Genomic DNA, 17,148 nt, shown 5'->3' with positions numbered 1-17,148 from the left:
GGTGACCACCGACCTCACCGCACCGGGCGCGCACCGCGCACCCGACACCGGCACGGCTCCCACGCCGGGCCCGGGCTCCCGCCCGGTCCCGGCGTCCGGGCGTCGGCGACCACCGGTTCTCGCCGTCATCGCGGTCCTGATCGCGCTCTTCTCGCTCATGCCGCTCGGCTACGTCATCGTCATGACCGTGGCGACCGGCTGGGACACCGCGGTCGAGCTCATCTTCCGCGCCCGCGTCGGCGAGCTGCTGCTCAACACCATCCTGCTGATGGTCGTCTCGGTGCCGTTGTGCCTCGCGCTGGGCGTCGGCGGCGCCTGGCTCGTCGAGCGGACCCGCTTGCGCGGCCACCGGTTCTGGGCGCTGGCGCTCGCGGCGCCGTTGGCGATCCCGGCCTTCGTCAACAGCTACGGCTGGGTGTCCGCGGTGCCGTCGCTCGCCGGACTCTGGTCGGGTGTGCTCATCTCGGTGCTGTCGTACTTCCCGCTCGTCTACATCCCTGCCGCGGCGACGCTGAGCCGTCTCGACCCGGCGCTCGAGGAGTCGGCGGCCTCGCTCGGGCTCGGCCCGTGGCAGGTCTTCCGCCGGGTCGTGCTGCCGCAGCTGAGGCTCGCGATGACCGGAGGCGCGCTGCTCGTCGGGCTGCACCTGCTCGCGGAGTACGGCGCGTTCGCGATGATCCGCTTCGACACCTTCACGACGGCGATCATGGTGCAGTACCAGTCGACCTTCAACGGAGCCGCGGGCAACATGCTCGCGAGCGTGCTCGTCGTCCTGTGCCTGCTGCTCCTCGTCGCGGAGGTCCGCAGCCGGGGCACCGCGCGCTACGCCCGGGTGGGTTCGGGAGGGCAGGCCGCCCCCGGGCGTATGCCGTTGGGCCGGCTCCACGCGCCGGCCCAGCTCTCGCTCCTGCTCCTCGTCGTGCTGGCCGTCGGGGTGCCGATGTGGTTCGTCGTGCGGTGGGTGGTGCTCGGCGGCGCGGCGATCTGGTCTCCGGGTGAGCTGGTGCCGGCCCTGGTCCAGACCCTGGTCTACGGCGTGGCGGGCGCGGCGGCGACGACGCTCGTCGCCTTCCCGATGGCCTTCCTCGCAGTGCGCCGACCGAGCTGGTTCACCCGGTCGCTGGAGCTGTCCAACTACGTCACGAGCTCGATGCCCGGCATCGTCGTCGGACTCGCCTTCGTCACGGTGAGCATCAGGTTCGTGCCCGGCGTCTACCAGACCGCGTTCGTGCTCGTCGCCGCCTACGTCCTGCTCTTCCTGCCCCGCGCGCTCGTCAGCCTGCGCTCGGGCCTGGCGCAGGCGCCCCGCGAGCTCGAGGAGGCCGCCCAGGCGCTCGGGGTCCGTCCCCTCGCGGCCTTCGCCCGCGTGACCCTGCGCCTCGCAGCTCCCGCAGCCGCCGGGGGAGCGGCCCTGGTCTTCCTCGCCATCGTCAACGAGCTGACGGCGACCCTGCTGCTCTCGCCCAACGGCACGCGTACCCTCGCGACCGAGTTCTGGGCCAAGAGCAGCGAGATCGACTACGCCGGCGCCGCCCCCTACGCCCTGCTCATGGTCGTGCTGTCGGCACCGATGACCTACCTGCTCTTCCAGCAGTCGAAGAAAGCGGCCGGACAATGACATCCACGACATCCTCGACCCCGTCGGTCGACTACCACGACCCGGGCGCCCGCGGCCGTCTCGAGGTCGACGGCCTCGTCAAGAGCTTCGGCTCCCAGCAGGTTCTGAGCGGGGTCACGCTCTCGGTCGACCCGGGCAGCACGACGGCCATCGTGGGCCCGTCGGGCTCGGGCAAGACGACCCTGCTCCGTCTCATCGCCGGCTTCGAGCGGGCTGAGGCGGGTTCGGTGACCCTGAGTGGCCGCGCGCTCGCGGGCGGGGACGCCTGGGTGCCCGCGCACCACCGCGACGTCGGCTACGTCGCCCAGGACGGGGCCCTCTTCCCGCACCTCACGGTGGGCCAGAACATCGCCTTCGGCATCGACACGTCTCGGCTGCCCAAGGGTCGCAGGGCCACGCAGGCCAAGGTCGCCGAGCTGCTCGAGATGGTCTCTCTCGCCCCCGCCCTCGCGGCCCGCCGCCCGCACGAGATCTCCGGCGGCCAGCAACAGCGCGTGGCGCTCGCCCGGGCCCTCGCCCGGGAACCCGAGCTCATGCTCCTCGACGAGTCGTTCTCGGCCCTCGACGCCGGCCTGCGGGTCGCGACCCGGCGCACCGTGGCCAAGGTCCTCCACGACGCCGGCATCACCACCGTTCTCGTCACCCATGACCAGGCCGAGGCGCTGAGCTTCGCCGACCAGGTGGCCGTCATGCGCGACGGGCTCCTGGCCCAGGTCGACAGCCCGCTCGAGGTCTACACCCGGCCCGTCGACCGGGCCACGGCCGTGTTCCTCGGCGACGCCGTCATGCTCGAGGCCTGGGTGGACGGCACCACGGCGACGTGCTCGCTCGGCGCCGTCCGGCTGGCCCCGACGACGTACCGAGGCCGCGTCCAGCTCATGCTGCGTCCCGAGCAGATCCGCGTCGACGAGCACGGCCCGATCCGCGGCGTCGTCGTCGACACCGACTACTTCGGCCCCGAGAGCACCGTCCGCCTCGAGCTGACCTCGGGACGCGAACCCGGTTGCGAGACCTCGGCACTCGCCCGCGGGGGAGAGATCATCAGCATCCGTCACTCGAACGCCTTCATCGCCGCGAAGGGCACCGAGCTGCGGCTGCGCATCGAGGGCGAGGCCATCGCCTTCCCCCCGGAGGACTGAACGGCAGGAGCCGTCAGGGCATCGGCACCGGTACGTCGGTGCCGCCCTGCGGCGTGACCCGCGTGCGCATGTGGACGATGCTCGGCATCGGCACGAACCCACCGGCGAGGAGCGCCTCCCCCTGGCGGAAGCGAGCCGCCTGGGCGAGCAGGCCGCGGGGCACGAAGCCGAAGATGGACGCGAGCTGGTCGAGGTCGTCGCGCGAGTTCATCCGCATCAGGGTCAGGTTGTCGCACTGGCTCACGATGCCGGGGTGCACCTTCGAGGGACGCTGGGTCGAGAGCAGCAGCCACAGGCCGTACTTGCGACCCTCCGCGGCGATCTGGACGAGTCGGTCGCGCACCGCGACCCCCAGCGGGGTCTCGGGGTCGGGCGGGCACAGGTTGTGCGCCTCGTCGACGACGATGAGCAGGGGCCGGCGCTCGGCGCGTCGAGCCCAGAGGTCGTCGAGGACCGCCAGGGCTACGGTGAGCTGCTCCTCGTGCCGTTCGTAGCTGCCGAGGTCGAGCACCGTCGCGGCCGGGCGACGCGCGATGACCTCGGTCACCGGCGCGGCCCCGAAGGCCCACGTCTTCGTCCACTCCAGGATCCCGAGGTTCTCGATGCGTTGGGCCAGGGCCTCGGCGTCCGGGTCCCCGAGGGAGTGCAGGTGCGGCACGACCTGGCCTGCGTCGACGGTGTGGAAGTCGCCGGCGAAAAGGCGCAGGAGCGCGTTGTACTCCGCTCGGTCCACCACCGGGTCGAGGCGCAGGACGGCGGCCTTGGCTCGAGGCGTCAGCTCGGTGAAGCGCACCCGCAGGGGGCTCTGGTCGTCGTCGGGCCGCAGGATCACCACCTCACGGTCATGCAGGGCGTGGGCCTGGTCCTCGTCCTCCGTCTCTGTCTGGACGGCCTTCTCGTGGAGGCGCACGAAGTCGCTGTTGGGGTCGAAGACGACCATGGGCAGCCGCGTGGTCAACAGGATGCGTTCGAGCAGGACGCCCAGGGCATACGTCTTGCCCGAGCCGCTCTGCCCGCACCAGAAGGTGTGCCGGTTGAGGCGGTTCGGCACGAGCGCGACACCCACCGCCTCCTGGCCCGCGAGGTGGCCGAGGTGCAGCCGGGAATCGGCGCCGGACAACAGCCGCTGCACCGTGTCGGGGCGGGTCGCCCGGACAGGAACCTCGTGCCACGGAGAGTCGGTCGGTCGGCCCGGGCCGGGGCCGCCCCCGACCTGGATCAGCGTCCCCGTGGCGGCGAAGCCGGTGCCGGACGCCTCGTCGCTGACCTCCTCGACGAACGCGAGGATGCCGTCCTCGCCCTCGAGCTCGAGGTAGTCACCCGGTAGCGGGCGCTCGCTCCCGGGCCCGCGCGCGACGAAGGACCGGCCGTCCTGAGACTCCAGATGGGTCAGCGCCGACGGCTCGGACGTCGGAGCTGTGGGGGGGTCGACCTCGACGTTCGCAGTCATGGATCCATGATGCTCACGCCTGATGCTCTGTGGGCACCCTTGCGGGCCCACGGCCTCACGACACGCGGGAAGATCACCCTGGAGGGGTGAGCTCCAGGCGTCCCGACGTGACCATGCTCGAAGGTGGGCGGGTGCGACGTCAGGTCCACTCGCGACCGCTCGAGCGCCGGGGAGGGTTCATGGAGCAGTCGGACTTCGTCCACACGGGGCAGAAGGCGGGCCTGGTCATGGCTGCGTTCGTGACGCCGTCGACGCTGGCACCGTCGCTGTCGAAGCGCACGTGGCAGGACCAGGGCATCATCACCGGCCTCGCCACCGGCACGACCTACCTCATGGCGCTGACGGCGCAGGACGTCCTCGACGTCATCGCCGGCTCGGCGGCCACCTGGCCGATCTTCCCGGACTCGTGGTCCGCCGCGCGACGCCGCACCGTCGCGACGCTCGGCTGCGAGCTGGCGATGGCGCCGCTGGGACTGGGCCTCGCGGCATACCTCGACCGTCGCGGCGTCTCGACGCCCACCGACGGTGTCCTGCGGCAGGGTGCCTGGCGGATGGGGGCGACCGCGCTGTCCGGATCGGCGCTCATCGGCGCGACGGCCGGTGTGCGCCGACTCGACCGGACTGTCGGGGCAGGCGGGCGCCTCGCGGCGCTGCCCCTCTCCATCCCGGTGGGGCTGGCGACGTCTGCCGTCGTCGAGCGCGCCCGCCGCGCCGGCACGGAACCGGGGCTCGGCGCGGCCGATGACGTCCCGACCCTTCGGGGTCTTGCAGCGGGGGGTGGCGTGCTCGCCGTCCTCTACGGCGCCGCCTGGGGCGAGCGGTGGACCGCCGAGCAGGTGAGGCGACTGGCTCCCGGACAGGACCTCGGCGCCGGGCTCGCGTGGCAGGTCGCCTCGCACGCCGTGTTCCTCGCCGGCGCCGGCGTCGCGTTCAACGCCCTGTGGACCCGGGTCATGCAGAGGGTCGAGGCGGTCACGACGACCGTGGACCCGTGGATGCGCGCCGCACCCGGGGTGTGGACCGACCCTATGGTGAGCGGCGACCCCGCGAGCCTCGTCCCCTGGGAGTCGCTCGGCCGCGAGGGACGACGGCACGCCGTCACCTACGTGCGACCCGCGCCGGTCGCGACGCCGCCGACCCTGCCCGACGGGAGCGTGCCGGCCGACCTCTCCATCGCGACCGTGATGGGCGAGCCGGCTCGGGCGCACCCCATCCAGGTCTTCGTCGGCCTCGACAGCGCACCGACGCCGTCCGAACGCGTCGACCTCGCGATCGCCGAGATGGACCGCACCGACGCGTGGTCGCGCTCCCTGCTCATGCTCGTCTCACCGACGGGGACCGGCTACGTCAACTACGTCGCGATCGCCGCCGCGCAGTACCTCACCCGGGGCGACGTCGCGAGCGTCACGATGCAGTACTCCAGGCGTCCGTCGCCGCTGTCGCTCGGCAAGGTGCGCGACGCCCGGGAGCAGAACCGCCTGCTGTGGCTGCGCATCTTCCAGCGGGTGCGCGCGATGTCTCCGGACGAGCGCCCGGAGGTCGTGCTCTTCGGGGAGTCGCTCGGGGCCCACACCAGCCAGGACGTGCTCCTGGGGTGGGGGACGCTCGGGCCGCAGGCGCTCGGCATCGACCGTGCCCTGTGGATCGGCACCCCCGGCGGCAGCAAGTGGATGCACGAGGTCACCGGTGCCCCCCGGCTCGACGTCGACCCGGCCCTCGTGGCGGTCGTCAACGACCACGAGCAGCTCATGGCGTTGGGCGACGAGGCCCGGGCCCGGGTGCGCTACGTGCTGCTGAGCCACGACAACGACGGCGTCACCAAGTTCGGCCTCGACCTGCTCAACCGCAGGCCGGCCTGGCTGGGACCCGACCGACCGCTCCGAGAGGAGGTCCCCGGACGGTCGCCACGCGGCATACCGGCGGGGATGCGGTGGCGACCCGTCACGACGTTCTTCCAGACCCTCATCGACATGAAGAACGCACAGGTGCCCGGCGCGTTCGCCGCGTGGGCGCACGACTACCGCGCCGACCTGCCCGAGTTCATCCGGGACGTCTACGACCTGCAGTGCAGCGAGGAGCAGATGCAGTCGATCCAGGCAGCGGTGCGTCGCCGTGAGGAGTTCCGCGAGGGTGCGTTCGAGTGAGCGCTCCGGGCGCCGGATCATCCTCTACGGATGAGCCGCCCCGGTGCAGGCGTTCGTAGCATCGACGATGACCGAACACTCCGATCGGAGGTTGACATGACCACCGCCGACCCCGCTGCCTCGGCAGCCTCAGCGGCTCCCGCCCATCGCACCCGCACCCTCTGGGCCGCCGGCGCGAGCACCTTCGGCGCCACCATCATGCTCGTCGTGGGCATCTTCCAGTTCGCCGAGGGGCTCATCGCCGTCGTCAACGGCTCCAAGTTCTTCGTCAACACGCCGAACTACGTCTTCACCTTCAACGCGACGACGTGGGGCTGGCTGCACATGATCATCGGCCTGTCCGCGGCTGTCGCGGGTGGCTTCATCTTCACCGGCAACGTCTTCGCCCGCTCGGTGGGCGTCGCCCTGGCCGTGCTCTCGGCGCTGGCGAACTTCCTGTGGCTGCCGTACTACCCGGTGTGGGCCATCGTCATCATCGCCCTCGACGTCTTCGTCATCTGGGGTCTGACCACGGTTGACCTCGGCGAGCTCTGAGTCGTCCCTCAGGTCCGGGGGAACATCGCCGGCGCGAGGTCGAGCAGCTCGGCGCGCAGCGTCTCGTCGTCGACATCGGCGAGCAGCGGGTCGATGCCGGCCTGGGCGACGCCGGCTCCGACGACGGAGACGGCGATGCGCCGGCGCAGGTCGGGGGAGGGGCCGAGGAGCAGCGCCGTCAGCCGCCCGACCAGGGAGTTGAGGTCGTCGTGGGTCGCCATGATGCGCTCGACCTCCGGGTCACGCATGAGCGCTGCGACGGCCTGCCGGTGCCCGATCATGAGGTCGACGAGACCGCGCAGCGCGACCATGGCGGCCTCGTCGGGGGAGGGCTCCGTCTCGGCGAGGGTGACGAAGGCCCGGAGATCCACGAGCGCCTCCTCGAGCACCGCCAGGACGATGTCCTCCTTGGCGTGGAACTGGTAGTAGACGGCGGCCTTCGTGACGCCGAGGTGGTCGGCGATCATCTGCAGCGACGTCCCGGTGACGCCGTGCTCGCCGAAGAGCTCGACGGCGGCGTCGATGACGCGCCGGCGGCCGTGGCCGCGGGGGGCCTGTGGTCGAGCCATGCCGTCCTCCTCGTCACGTTCGCTGGTCGATGTCGTATGCCGTGTCGTCCCGTGTCGCCGCCCCCGCAACACACCGAGCACGCGCCGGCGTCTGTGGCTGCAACCACCGCAGCCGGCGGCCTCCGGGTGTGTTGCCGTGTCGGACTCGGCCGGTCGTCAGCGTAGCGGAGTTAGCCGATCGGCTTGTGTCGGACTTAGCCGTTCGGTTAACTTTGGAGGCGCTGGTCAGTGACGCCCGGCCCCGTTTCTTGACCTGTCCCTCTCTGGAGCTCCCATGGCCACCCTGCTCTACCGGATCGGACGCCTCGCGTTCCGTCGCCGCGGCGTCGTCGCGTCCACCTGGTTCGTCCTGCTCGCCGTCCTCGCCGGGGTGCTGCTGACCCTCGGCAGTGCGCCCACCTCGAGCGTCACCATCCCCGGCACCGAGTCCCAGCGCGCCCTCGAGGCCCTGTCCAAGGAGTTCCCGCAGGCGAGCGGCGCGTCCGGCACCGTCGTCGTCCGGGCCCCCGAGGGCCAGACCGTCGTCGCCCCGGGCTCCAAGGCGGTCCTCGACGACGTCGTGGCGCGGGCCGCGAAGCTCCCCGGCGTCGTCGCGGCCCTGAGCCCGCTCGACACCAGGGCGATCAGCCAGGACGGGCGCTACGGCCTCGTCACGGTGCAGTTCGACAAGACGGCCGACGAGCTGACCCCCGAGCAGCGGTCTGCCTACGAGGCGCTCGGGGTGGGAGCGCCCGCCGGCTGGGCCGTGGCCGCGGGCGGCGAGCCCCTGCTCGCGACCCCCGAGATCGGCTCGACCGAGGGCATCGGCGTCCTCGTCGCGCTGGTCGTGCTCGTCATCACCTTCGGCTCGCTCGTCGCCGCCGGCATGACGATGGTCAACGCGCTCATCGGTGTCGGCGTCGGCATGATCGGCCTGCTCATCGTGGGCCACGCCGTCCAGCTGTCCAGCGTCACACCGGTGCTCGCCCTCATGCTCGGGCTCGCCGTCGGCATCGACTACTCCCTCTTCATCACCTCGCGCTACCGGCACAACCTCGCCCTCGGCCTCGAGCGACAGGAAGCCGCGGGCCGCGCCGTCGGCACGGCCGGCACCGCCGTCGTCTTCGCCGGGCTGACGGTCATCATCGCGCTCGCCGGACTCTCCGTCGTCGGCATCCCGTTCCTCACCGCGATGGGTCTCGCCGCCGCCGGGACGGTCCTCGTCGCCGTATTCGTGGCGGTCACCCTGCTGCCGGCGCTGCTCGGCTTCGCCGGCGACCGGGTGCTCTCGCGCCGCCAGCGTCGTGCCGAGCGCGCCGGTGTCGGACGTGGCGAGAGTGCGGGGACCGACCTCGACGAGGCCGCCGGCAACCGGGGGTTCGCCTGGGGCCGCTTCACGGTCCGCCACCGCGTCCCCGTCCTCATCGCCGGTGTCGTGCTGCTCGGTGCGGTCGCGCTGCCCGCGGCAGACATGCGCCTGGCCCTGCCCGACGACGGCACCGCGCCGGTCACGAGCAGCAAGCGCGTGGCCTACGACCTCATCTCGCTGGGCTTCGGCGAGGGCTTCAACGGCCGCCTCGTCATGGTGGTCCACGGCGACTCGCAGCAGCAGGTGCAGCAGGCCACGGCCGGCGCTGCCAAGGCGGCCACCGGCCTCGGTGACGTCCTCGCCGTGGCTCCCGGCCAGACCAGTGCCGACGGTCGCACGACGATCCTCGCCGTCATCCCGAAGTCGGGGCCGACCGCCGAGGCGACGTTCGACCTCGTGCGCGACCTGCGCTCGGCCCTCGCGGTGACGGCCGGTGCGACCGGCGCGGAGATCTCGGTCACCGGGGTCACGGCCGTCGGTGTCGACGTGTCCGACAAGCTGGCCGCGGCCCTGCCCGTCTACCTGCTCGTCGTCGTCGGCCTCGGCTTCGTCCTGCTCATGCTGATGTTCCGCTCGGTGCTCGTGCCGCTCAAGGCCACGCTCGGCTTCCTCCTGACGATCGGCGCGGCGTTCGGGGCGACCGTCGCGATCTTCCAGTGGGGCTGGCTGAACTCTCTCGTCGGCCTCGACACCGCCGGACCGCTCGTCAGCTTCCTGCCGATCCTGCTCATCGGCATCCTCTTCGGCCTGGCCATGGACTACGAGGTCTTCCTCGTCTCGCGCATGCGCGAGGACTTCGTGCACGGCGACACGGCGCGCGAGGCCGTCGTCGCCGGCGTGGGCCACGGCGCCCGCGTCGTCGTCGCGGCCGCGCTCATCATGATGTCGGTCTTCGCGGGCTTCGTCCTCGTCGACGACCCGATCATCAAGTCGATGGGCTTCGCCCTCGCCTTCGGGGTCGCGGTCGATGCGTTCGTCGTGCGCCTGTCTCTCGTGCCGGCGGTCATGTCGTTCCTCGGCGACAGGGCGTGGTGGCTGCCGCGGTGGCTCGACCGGGCGCTGCCCAACGTCGACATCGAGGGCGAGAAGCTCCGTCCCGCAGGCGAACCCGCCGAGGTGGCCGCAGTCCGCTGACCCGGCCGATCCCGTATGCCGTGTGCGAGAGGGGGCGCGGCATCCGGGGTCGCGTCGTCAGCGGCGGACGAGCAGGACGAGCGCGACGAGGGCGACGAGCGCGAAGCCTCCGCTCGTGAGGGCGGTCCGCGCGACGGTCGTGCCAGCGGTGGTGGCCCCTCCCGCGGCGCCGAGCAGCCGCTGCCCGTCGCGGTAGCGGCGTCGCGCACTCAGCGCCAGGTCGAGGCTCCACAGCAGTCCGAGGATCGACACGGCATACCCCAACGCTCCGAGCTGCGGGGGCAGCACGCGCAGCCCGGCCAGCGAGCCGACGGCCACCGAGAGGGCCGTGCGACGCCACGCGAGCGACGTGCGCTCGGCCTGCATGCCGGGCCCCTGCGGCACGGTCACAGCAGCAGTCCCACCAGGACGGCCAGCCCGACCAGGCCGAGGAGGACGGCGATGGGCAGCTTGAGGCCCGAGGACGGCAGGGGCGTGAGGTGGCGCATCGCGCGCTCGGTGCGCACCCAGGAGAGCCAGGCCTGTGCGGTGGCTGCGAGACCCGCCAGCACGAGCCCCACGGCGACGGTGACGCGCAGCCACGGCGCCAAGGGAACCTGAAGGGCCTCGAGCGCCAGCCCGGCTGCGACGAACGCCAGACCTGTTCGGATCCAGGCCAGGAACGTCCGCTCGTTGGCGAGGCTGAAGCGCGGGTCCGGGTCCTCGCCCCCGTCGAAGACGGAGCGCGGGAAACGCGGGTGGTCCTCGCTCGTCACTGCATCCTCTTCTCCGCGACACCGGTCGCACCGGACCGTGCGACGTCCCGATCATCCCCCACACGCTCCGCCGAGTGCTCACTCCCGCGCAGGACCAAGGGCACTACCCCGGGGTGCCGGGCCGCGGTGTGCTGGAGCGTGACCGCGAGGAGGAGCCCATGAGTGCACCGGCCGCGACCCGCCACTCGACACCGCTCAGCCCCAGGGCGCACCTGCTCATGATCACGTTCCGCGTGTGGCTGGCCGAGGTGCCGCTGGCCGCGGTCAACGCGTTCGTCCTCATGGACCGCGTCTACGCGCCGCGCGTCGGAGAGCTGCACGCCCACCAGATCGCCATGGCCACCCGGATCCTCCTCATCGTCGTGCTCGCCTACGTCATCAACCGGCTCGCACCCGACCACCGCCCGCTGTCCCTGCTCGCTGCCGGGGCGTTCTGGATGACGCTGTGGCTCGTGTTCGAGTGGGGCGGCAGCCTGCTCATCGGGCGGCCGGTCCAGGAGATCCTCGTGGGGTGGCACGTCGAGCAGGGCTACCTGTGGCCCTACGTCCTGCTCACCTACCTCCTCGCCCCGCTGCTCGTCGGGGTCGTCAGAAGCCGGTGGGCTCGCGCGGCGCATAGGGCGCCTCGAGCGCAGCGACCTCGTCGTCGGTGAGGTGGACGTCGAGGGCGGCGACCGCGTCGGCGAGGTGGTGCTCCTTGGTCGGGCCCACGATGGGGGCGCTGACGACCGGCTGGCGCAGCACCCAGGCCAGGGCCACCTGGGCCATCGGGATGCCCCGGGCCCCGGCGACCTGCTCGACGGCGTCGGCGATCGGCTTGTCGCGGTCGCTGAAGAGCGTCCGGCCGAACGCGTCGCTCCCGGTGCGCCTCGTCTCGGTCCCCCACGGGCGGGCGAGGCGGCCCCGGGCCAGCGGGCTCCACGGCATCGCGCCGACACCCTGGGCGGCGAGCAGGCCGAACATCTCCCGCTCCTCCTCGCGCTGCATGAGGCTGTACTGGTCCTGCATCGAGACGAAGCGCGTCCAGCCGCCGAGGTCGGCGGTGTGCTGCATCGTCGCGAACTGCCACGCCCACATCGACGACGCCCCGATGTAGCGCGCCTTGCCGGCCCTGACGACGTCGTGGAGCGCCTCCATCGTCTCCTCGACCGGCGTCTCGGGGTCGAAGCGGTGGATCTGGTAGAGGTCGACGTAGTCGGTGCCCAGACGGGTCAGGGAGGCATCGACCTGCTCGAGGATCGCCTTGCGCGACAGGCCTGCTCCGCCCGGACCGTCATGCATGCGACCGTGCACCTTCGTCGCGAGCACGACGTCCTCGCGGCGCGTGTAGGTCGTGATGGCGCGGCCGACGATCTCCTCGGACGAGCCGAGGCTGTAGACGTTGGCGGTGTCCCAGAAGGTGATGCCGAGCTCGACCGCCTGCCGGAAGAGCGGCTCGCTCGAGGCCTCGTCGAGCGACCAGGCGTGGTTGCCGCGGCTGCTGTCGCCGAAGCTCATGCAGCCGAGCGCGATCCGGCTGACCTGCAGTCCCGACTGTCCGAGACGCGTGTACTCCATGACGGTGTCCTTCCGGAGTGGCTGCCCGACGCAGTGCCGAGCCGATGGACCCATACCCGACGAGGGGCGGGACGGTCCTCGCGCCCCCGGCGCGCCCCTGCGTAGGGTCGGGGGCATGGCGATCCCGACACGCACGCTCCAGGACGGCACGACCCTGCCCGCCACCGGCTTCGGCACCTACCCGCTCACGGGCGAGGACGGCATACGCGCCATGGTGTCCGCCCTGGAGGCCGGCTACCGGCTGCTCGACACGGCGGTCAACTACGGCAACGAGGTGGAGGTCGGCGAGGCCATCCGGCGGTCCGGTGTGCCGCGCGACCAGATCGTCGTGCAGACGAAGGTGCCGGGGCGGGACCACGCCTTCGACCGGGCGGTCGCCTCGATCGAGGGCTCGCTCGAGCGCCTCGGTCTCGAGCAGGTCGACGTCGCCCTCATCCACTGGCCCAACCCGAGCGTCGGGCTCTATGTCGACGCCTACCGGGCACTCGTCCACTGCCGTGAGCGCGGTCTCGTGCGCTCCGTCGGTGTCAGCAACTTCACCGAGCAGCACCTCGGCGACGTCATCCAGGCGACGGGCGTGACGCCGGTGCTCAACCAGGTCGAGCTGCACCCGCTCTTCCCCCAGGAACGGCTGCGTGCGACCCACGAGCGGCTCGGCATCCTCACCGAGGCGTGGAGCCCGCTGGGCAAGCGCAACGCGCCCTTCGCCGCCGACCCCGTGGCCGCGGCCGCCGAGGCCCACGGCGTCACGCCGGCACAGGCCATCCTGCGCTGGCACGTGCAGCTCGGCGTCGTTCCGCTGCCCAAGTCGGCGGACCCCGAGCGCCAGCGCACCAACCTCGAGCTCTTCGGCTTCGAGCTGAGCGCGGACGAGGTGGCAGCCATCAGCGCCCTCGGGCGCGCTGACGGCCGCCTCTTCGGCGGCGACCCGAACACGCACGAGGAGATGTGAGGAGCGGGCCCCGCGGGGGAGGCTCGCCCTAGGCCAGGAAGCGGCGCACGTCGTCGAGGCGCTCGGCCTCGAGCCGGAACCAGGCCCAGCTGCCGCGACGCTCGCGGCTGAGGATGCCGGCGTCGACGAGCGTCTTGAGATGGTGGCTCACCGTCGGCTGCGAGACCTGCACGGCGTCGGTCATGTCGCACACGCAGGCCTCCTGGCCCGGGGAGGCGCTGATGATGCTGAGCAGCTGGAGTCGCACCGGGTCGGCCAGCGCCTTGAGCAGGCCGGCGCGGCGCTCCGCCTCGGTGCGGTCGAGGACGTCGACGGGGGCGGCGCCGCAGGCCGAGATCTGCCGCGGGGTCGTGCTCAGCGTGGTCACGCTCATGCGTCCGCCTCTCGTGGGACTGCCGGTGTCACCGTGTGATCATCGTCATCGACGATGATCCATATTGACACGGGTTGATGTGGCTGCCAACGTTGGAGTATCGACGTGTGTCGATGCAGTCGTCAGCCGCCCCAGAACCAGCCTGCGAAGGACACCGGTGACCAGTCGTCCCAACCCCAGCCTCCCCGTCGACACGGCCCGGCCAGGGAAGGAAGGGCACGACCGGTACGACCCAGTGGTCGCCAAGCTCTCGACCCTCGACCGCTTCCTGCCCGTCTGGATCGGCCTCGCCATGGTGGCCGGTCTGCTCCTCGGCCGACTCGTGCCCGGTCTCGGCGACGCGATGTCGCGCGTGGAGGTCGGCGGGGTCTCGCTCCCGATCGCCCTCGGCCTGCTCGTCATGATGTATCCGGTGCTCGCCAAGGTGCGCTACGACCGGCTCGACTCCGTCACGGGCGACCAGCGCCTGCTGGTGAGCTCGCTGTTGCTCAACTGGGTGCTCGGGCCCGCGCTGATGTTCGCACTCGCGTGGATCTTCCTGCCCGACCTCCCCGCCTACCGCACCGGCCTCATCATCGTCGGGCTCGCACGCTGCATCGCCATGGTCATCATCTGGAACGACCTCGCGTGCGGTGACCGGGAGGCCGCCGCCGTGCTCGTGGCCCTCAACTCGGTCTTCCAGGTCGTCGCATTCGCCGGCCTCGGCTGGTTCTACCTCACGGTGCTGCCCGGGTGGCTCGGCCTCGAGCAGACCGGCATCGACGCCTCGACGTGGGACATCGCCCGGTCCGTCCTCATCTTCCTGGGCATCCCGCTGCTGGCCGGGTTCCTGTCCCGACGCATCGGTGAGCGCCGGCGCGGGCGTGTTTGGTACGAAAGCACCTTCATCCCCCGCATCGGACCGTGGGCGCTCTACGGACTCCTCTTCACCATCGTGATCCTGTTCGCCCTCCAGGGGGACGCGATCACCTCACGGCCCCTCGACGTCGTGCGCATCGCGCTGCCCCTGCTCGTCTACTTCGCGGTGATGTGGGGCGGTGGCTTCGCCTTCGGCGCCGGCCTGGGGTTGGGCTACGAGCGCACGACGACGCTCGCCTTCACCGCGGCGGGCAACAACTTCGAGCTCGCGATCGCCGTCGCCATCGCCACCTTCGGGGCCGCCTCCGGCCAGGCGCTCGCGGGGGTCGTCGGTCCCCTCATCGAGGTGCCCGCCCTCGTCGCCCTCGTCTACGTCAGCCTCGCCCTGCGCAAGCGCTTCAGCGCTCCGACGGGCCCCTGATGACTGCGTCCCTGCCGAACCTGCCGTTCCTGGAGACGGTGCCCCGTTTCCTGTTCCTCACGGGCAAGGGCGGCGTCGGGAAGACCTCGCTGGCCTGCGCGGCGGCGGTCGTCCTGGCCGGGCAGGGCAAGCGCGTGCTGCTGACGAGCACCGACCCGGCCTCGAACGTCGGGCAGGTCTTCGGCACCACGGTGGGCAACGCGATCACCGCGGTGCCGGGCGTCCCGGGCCTCGACGCCCTGGAGATCGACCCGCAGCAGGCGGCCGACGCCTACCGCGCCGCGATCATCGACCCGGTGCGCGACGTCCTGCCGGTGCCCGAGCTCTCAGCGATGACCGAACAGCTCTCCGGAGCCTGCACGACCGAGATCGCCTCCTTCAACGAGTTCACCTCGCTGCTGGCCGACGAGACCTCCACGGCCGCCTACGACCACGTCCTCTTCGACACCGCCCCCACCGGGCACACCCTCCGTCTGCTGCAGCTGCCGGGGGAGTGGACCACCTACCTGTCCGACGGCAAGGGCGACGTGTCGTGCCTGGGGCCGGTCGCGGGCCTCGACCGGCTGCGCCACGACTACGCCGGTGCGCTGGCAGCGCTGACCGACCCCGCGCGCACGCGCCTCGTCATCGTCACGCGTCCGCAACGCTCGGCGATCGCCGAGGCCGCTCGCACGTACGCAGAGCTGCGCGCACTCGGCATGTCCGACGCGCACCTCGTCGTCAACGGCGTCATGCCGACGTATGCCGTCACCCCGCCAGGGCACGATGTCCTCCTCGACGCCATCCGGGCGCGCGAGACCGCAGCGCTGGCCGCCGTCCCCGACGACCTCGCCGCGCTGCCACGCACGACCGTCCCGTTGCTCGCGTTCAACACCGTCGGCGTCCCGGCGCTGCGACACCTTCTCGACGGTGTCGACGGTTTCGACGGCGCGACGATGACGCCAGTGGGCGACGAGATCCCTTCCCTGGCAGAGGATTTCACGAGCCTGCGCCGCCTCGTCGACGACTTCGAGGCCGACGGCAACGGCCTCGTGATGTGCATGGGCAAGGGCGGCGTCGGCAAGACCACGGTCGCCGCTGCTCTCGCACTCGAGCTCGCCACCCGAGGCCACGAGGTGCTGCTCACGACCACCGACCCGGCCGCGCACCTGACCGAGACGCTGCAGGCCGACGTGGCGCACCTCACCGTCGAGCGGATCGACCCGGAGCGGGCCATCGCCGAGTACCGCGACCGGGTCATGGCGGGCAAGGGCAAGGCACTCGACGACGCGGGACGCGCCGCGCTGGCCGAGGACCTCAGGTCGCCGTGCACCGACGAGGTGGCGGTCTTCCAGCAGTTCTCGCACGTGGTCTTCCGCGCCCGCAAGCAGTTCGTCGTGCTCGACACGGCACCGACCGGTCACACCCTGCTCCTGCTCGACGCGACCGGCTCCTACCACCGCGAGATCACCCGCCAGATGGGCGACGGCCCACGCTTCGTCACCCCGCTGATGCGGCTGCAGGACCCGAGCCGGACCAAGGTGGTCATCGTCACCCTGCCGGAGACGACGCCGGTGCTCGAGGCCCGGGAGCTGCGGGACGACCTGGCGCGCGCCGGGATCACCCCGTGGGCCTGGGTCGTCAATGCCAGCCTCACCGCGGCGGCTCCGACCTCGCCGTTCCTCCGGGCGCGAGCCCGTGCGGAGTCGCCGTCCCTCGCATCGGTCGCCAGGCTCTGCGACCGCGTGGCCGTGCTGCCGATGCTGGCGCACGAGCCGGTCGGCGCCCCCGCCCTGTCCGAGCTGACCGCGACGCCCGCCCTGACCCCCACCACCCAGGAGACCTCATGACCGACAAGCCCTCCGTCCTGTTCGTCTGCGTCCACAACGCCGGACGGTCGCAGATGGCGGCCGCCTATCTTGCGCACCTCTCCGGCGGCGAGGTCGAGGTGCGCTCCGCGGGGTCCGCCCCCGCCGACCAGGTGAACCCATCGGCCGTCGCCGCCATGGCGGAGGAGGGCATCGACATCACCGCTGAGAGCCCCAAGATCCTCACGACGGAGGCGGTGAAGGAGTCCGACGTCGTCATCACCATGGGCTGCGGCGACACCTGCCCGATCTTCCCCGGCAAGCGCTACGAGGACTGGGAGCTCGCCGACCCCGCCGGCAAGGGGGTCGAGGCGGTGCGACCCATCCGCGACGAGATCAGGCAGCGGGTCCTCGGCCTGCTCGCGTCGCTCGACGTCGCCCCGGTCGACGGACGCGTCTGAGGAGCCCGTGCCACCTGGTCGGACGGGAGGGGGAACGCCCGACTCGGC

Annotated in this window: 16 protein-coding genes; 10 read left to right on the top strand and 6 right to left on the bottom strand. The window is 71.9% G+C overall.

Annotation, left to right across the window (positions count from 1 at the left end; all coding sequences use genetic code 11):
* Position 1: 1 nt before the first annotated feature.
* Positions 2 to 1,618, top strand: coding sequence for an ABC transporter permease (locus tag ABD831_RS00820; RefSeq protein WP_425582769.1), 1,617 nt, complete (start codon positions 2 to 4; stop codon positions 1,616 to 1,618).
* On the top strand, positions 1,615 to 2,757 hold the full coding sequence (locus ABD831_RS00815; protein WP_344940142.1) for an ABC transporter ATP-binding protein: 1,143 nt from the start codon (positions 1,615 to 1,617) through the stop codon (positions 2,755 to 2,757). Before ABD831_RS00820 ends, ABD831_RS00815 begins: the two co-directional genes overlap by 4 nt.
* A gap of 13 nt (positions 2,758 to 2,770) precedes the next feature.
* On the opposite strand, the gene ABD831_RS00810 is transcribed toward ABD831_RS00815, so the two are convergent.
* Entirely contained in the window at positions 2,771 to 4,207 is a 1,437-nt protein-coding gene (locus ABD831_RS00810; protein WP_344940140.1) for an ATP-binding protein, read from the bottom strand.
* A 113-nt stretch (positions 4,208 to 4,320) separates the two neighbouring features.
* Here ABD831_RS00810 and ABD831_RS00805 point away from each other — a divergent pair, with 113 nt between their 5' ends.
* Both ABD831_RS00805 and ABD831_RS00800 read left to right on the top strand, forming a co-directional pair.
* Positions 4,321 to 6,351: an alpha/beta-hydrolase family protein gene (locus ABD831_RS00805; protein WP_344942977.1), complete on the top strand. Its 2,031-nt coding sequence runs from the start codon at positions 4,321 to 4,323 to the stop codon at positions 6,349 to 6,351.
* Between the two features lie 96 nt (positions 6,352 to 6,447).
* Positions 6,448 to 6,885 carry a DUF7144 family membrane protein gene (locus ABD831_RS00800; RefSeq protein ID WP_142176870.1) on the top strand — a complete coding sequence of 146 codons (438 nt, stop codon included), beginning with the start codon at positions 6,448 to 6,450 and terminating at the stop codon, positions 6,883 to 6,885.
* 8 nt (positions 6,886 to 6,893) lie between these two features.
* Here ABD831_RS00800 and ABD831_RS00795 read toward each other — a convergent pair whose 3' ends face one another.
* Positions 6,894 to 7,454, bottom strand: a complete 561-nt coding sequence (locus ABD831_RS00795; RefSeq protein WP_344940136.1) for a TetR family transcriptional regulator — start codon at positions 7,452 to 7,454, stop codon at positions 6,894 to 6,896.
* Positions 7,455 to 7,728: 274 nt separating this feature from the next.
* Here ABD831_RS00795 and ABD831_RS00790 point away from each other — a divergent pair, with 274 nt between their 5' ends.
* On the top strand, positions 7,729 to 9,936 hold the full coding sequence (locus ABD831_RS00790; protein WP_344940133.1) for an MMPL family transporter: 2,208 nt from the start codon (positions 7,729 to 7,731) through the stop codon (positions 9,934 to 9,936).
* Between the two features lie 57 nt (positions 9,937 to 9,993).
* Here the strand turns inward: ABD831_RS00790 and ABD831_RS00785 are convergent, their stop codons facing one another.
* Positions 9,994 to 10,302 (bottom strand): DUF202 domain-containing protein, encoded by a 309-nt coding sequence (locus ABD831_RS00785; RefSeq protein WP_344940130.1) that lies wholly within the window; start codon positions 10,300 to 10,302, stop codon positions 9,994 to 9,996.
* A 20-nt stretch (positions 10,303 to 10,322) separates the two neighbouring features.
* Positions 10,323 to 10,691, bottom strand: a complete 369-nt coding sequence (locus ABD831_RS00780; RefSeq protein WP_344940127.1) for a YidH family protein — start codon at positions 10,689 to 10,691, stop codon at positions 10,323 to 10,325.
* A 158-nt stretch (positions 10,692 to 10,849) separates the two neighbouring features.
* Here ABD831_RS00780 and ABD831_RS00775 point away from each other — a divergent pair, with 158 nt between their 5' ends.
* Complete coding sequence (locus tag ABD831_RS00775; RefSeq protein WP_344940123.1) at positions 10,850 to 11,344, top strand: hypothetical protein; 495 nt, start codon at positions 10,850 to 10,852, stop codon at positions 11,342 to 11,344.
* Here ABD831_RS00775 and ABD831_RS00770 read toward each other — a convergent pair.
* On the bottom strand, positions 11,280 to 12,248 hold the full coding sequence (locus ABD831_RS00770; RefSeq protein WP_344940120.1) for an aldo/keto reductase: 969 nt from the start codon (positions 12,246 to 12,248) through the stop codon (positions 11,280 to 11,282). The genes ABD831_RS00775 and ABD831_RS00770 overlap by 65 nt on opposite strands.
* Positions 12,249 to 12,363: 115 nt before the next feature.
* Here ABD831_RS00770 and ABD831_RS00765 point away from each other — a divergent pair, with 115 nt between their 5' ends.
* Positions 12,364 to 13,200, top strand: a complete 837-nt coding sequence (locus tag ABD831_RS00765) for an aldo/keto reductase (protein ID WP_344940117.1) — start codon at positions 12,364 to 12,366, stop codon at positions 13,198 to 13,200.
* A 28-nt stretch (positions 13,201 to 13,228) separates the two neighbouring features.
* Here the strand turns inward: ABD831_RS00765 and ABD831_RS00760 are convergent, their stop codons facing one another.
* Positions 13,229 to 13,573 (bottom strand): ArsR/SmtB family transcription factor, encoded by a 345-nt coding sequence (locus tag ABD831_RS00760; RefSeq protein WP_344940114.1) that lies wholly within the window; start codon positions 13,571 to 13,573, stop codon positions 13,229 to 13,231.
* A 292-nt stretch (positions 13,574 to 13,865) separates the two neighbouring features.
* Between ABD831_RS00760 and arsB the strand changes: the two genes are divergently transcribed.
* From arsB to ABD831_RS00745, 3 genes are read left to right on the top strand one after another with little or no spacing between them, the layout of a single operon-like run.
* Positions 13,866 to 14,852 carry an ACR3 family arsenite efflux transporter gene (arsB, locus tag ABD831_RS00755; protein ID WP_425582784.1) on the top strand — a complete coding sequence of 329 codons (987 nt, stop codon included), beginning with the start codon at positions 13,866 to 13,868 and terminating at the stop codon, positions 14,850 to 14,852.
* Entirely contained in the window at positions 14,852 to 16,681 is a 1,830-nt protein-coding gene (gene arsA / locus ABD831_RS00750; RefSeq protein ID WP_344940111.1) for an arsenical pump-driving ATPase, read from the top strand. Before arsB ends, arsA begins: the two co-directional genes overlap by 1 nt.
* Positions 16,678 to 17,100, top strand: coding sequence for an arsenate reductase ArsC (locus tag ABD831_RS00745; protein ID WP_344940108.1), 423 nt, complete (start codon positions 16,678 to 16,680; stop codon positions 17,098 to 17,100). Before arsA ends, ABD831_RS00745 begins: the two co-directional genes overlap by 4 nt.
* Positions 17,101 to 17,148 lie beyond the last annotated feature (48 nt).

Origin of the sequence: Terrabacter ginsenosidimutans (genome assembly GCF_039539425.1) — a bacterium.
GTDB classification, from domain to species: Bacteria; Actinomycetota; Actinomycetes; order Actinomycetales; family Dermatophilaceae; genus Terrabacter; species Terrabacter ginsenosidimutans.
Note: the sequence above shows the minus strand (reverse complement) of the source record. Positions and strands in the feature narration are given on the sequence as shown.

Coding starts and splice junctions, on each gene's coding strand:
- ABD831_RS00815 (WP_344940142.1), top strand. CDS start 1,615: ATGACATCCACGACATCCTCGACCCCGTCGGTCGACTACCACGACCCG.
- ABD831_RS00810 (WP_344940140.1), bottom strand. CDS start 4,207: ATGACTGCGAACGTCGAGGTCGACCCCCCCACAGCTCCGACGTCCGAG.
- ABD831_RS00805 (WP_344942977.1), top strand. CDS start 4,321: ATGCTCGAAGGTGGGCGGGTGCGACGTCAGGTCCACTCGCGACCGCTC.
- ABD831_RS00800 (WP_142176870.1), top strand. CDS start 6,448: ATGACCACCGCCGACCCCGCTGCCTCGGCAGCCTCAGCGGCTCCCGCC.
- ABD831_RS00795 (WP_344940136.1), bottom strand. CDS start 7,454: ATGGCTCGACCACAGGCCCCCCGCGGCCACGGCCGCCGGCGCGTCATC.
- ABD831_RS00790 (WP_344940133.1), top strand. CDS start 7,729: ATGGCCACCCTGCTCTACCGGATCGGACGCCTCGCGTTCCGTCGCCGC.
- ABD831_RS00785 (WP_344940130.1), bottom strand. CDS start 10,302: ATGCAGGCCGAGCGCACGTCGCTCGCGTGGCGTCGCACGGCCCTCTCG.
- ABD831_RS00775 (WP_344940123.1), top strand. CDS start 10,850: ATGAGTGCACCGGCCGCGACCCGCCACTCGACACCGCTCAGCCCCAGG.
- ABD831_RS00770 (WP_344940120.1), bottom strand. CDS start 12,248: ATGGAGTACACGCGTCTCGGACAGTCGGGACTGCAGGTCAGCCGGATC.
- ABD831_RS00765 (WP_344940117.1), top strand. CDS start 12,364: ATGGCGATCCCGACACGCACGCTCCAGGACGGCACGACCCTGCCCGCC.
- ABD831_RS00760 (WP_344940114.1), bottom strand. CDS start 13,573: ATGAGCGTGACCACGCTGAGCACGACCCCGCGGCAGATCTCGGCCTGC.
- arsB (WP_425582784.1), top strand. CDS start 13,866: ATGGTGGCCGGTCTGCTCCTCGGCCGACTCGTGCCCGGTCTCGGCGAC.
- arsA (WP_344940111.1), top strand. CDS start 14,852: ATGACTGCGTCCCTGCCGAACCTGCCGTTCCTGGAGACGGTGCCCCGT.
- ABD831_RS00745 (WP_344940108.1), top strand. CDS start 16,678: ATGACCGACAAGCCCTCCGTCCTGTTCGTCTGCGTCCACAACGCCGGA.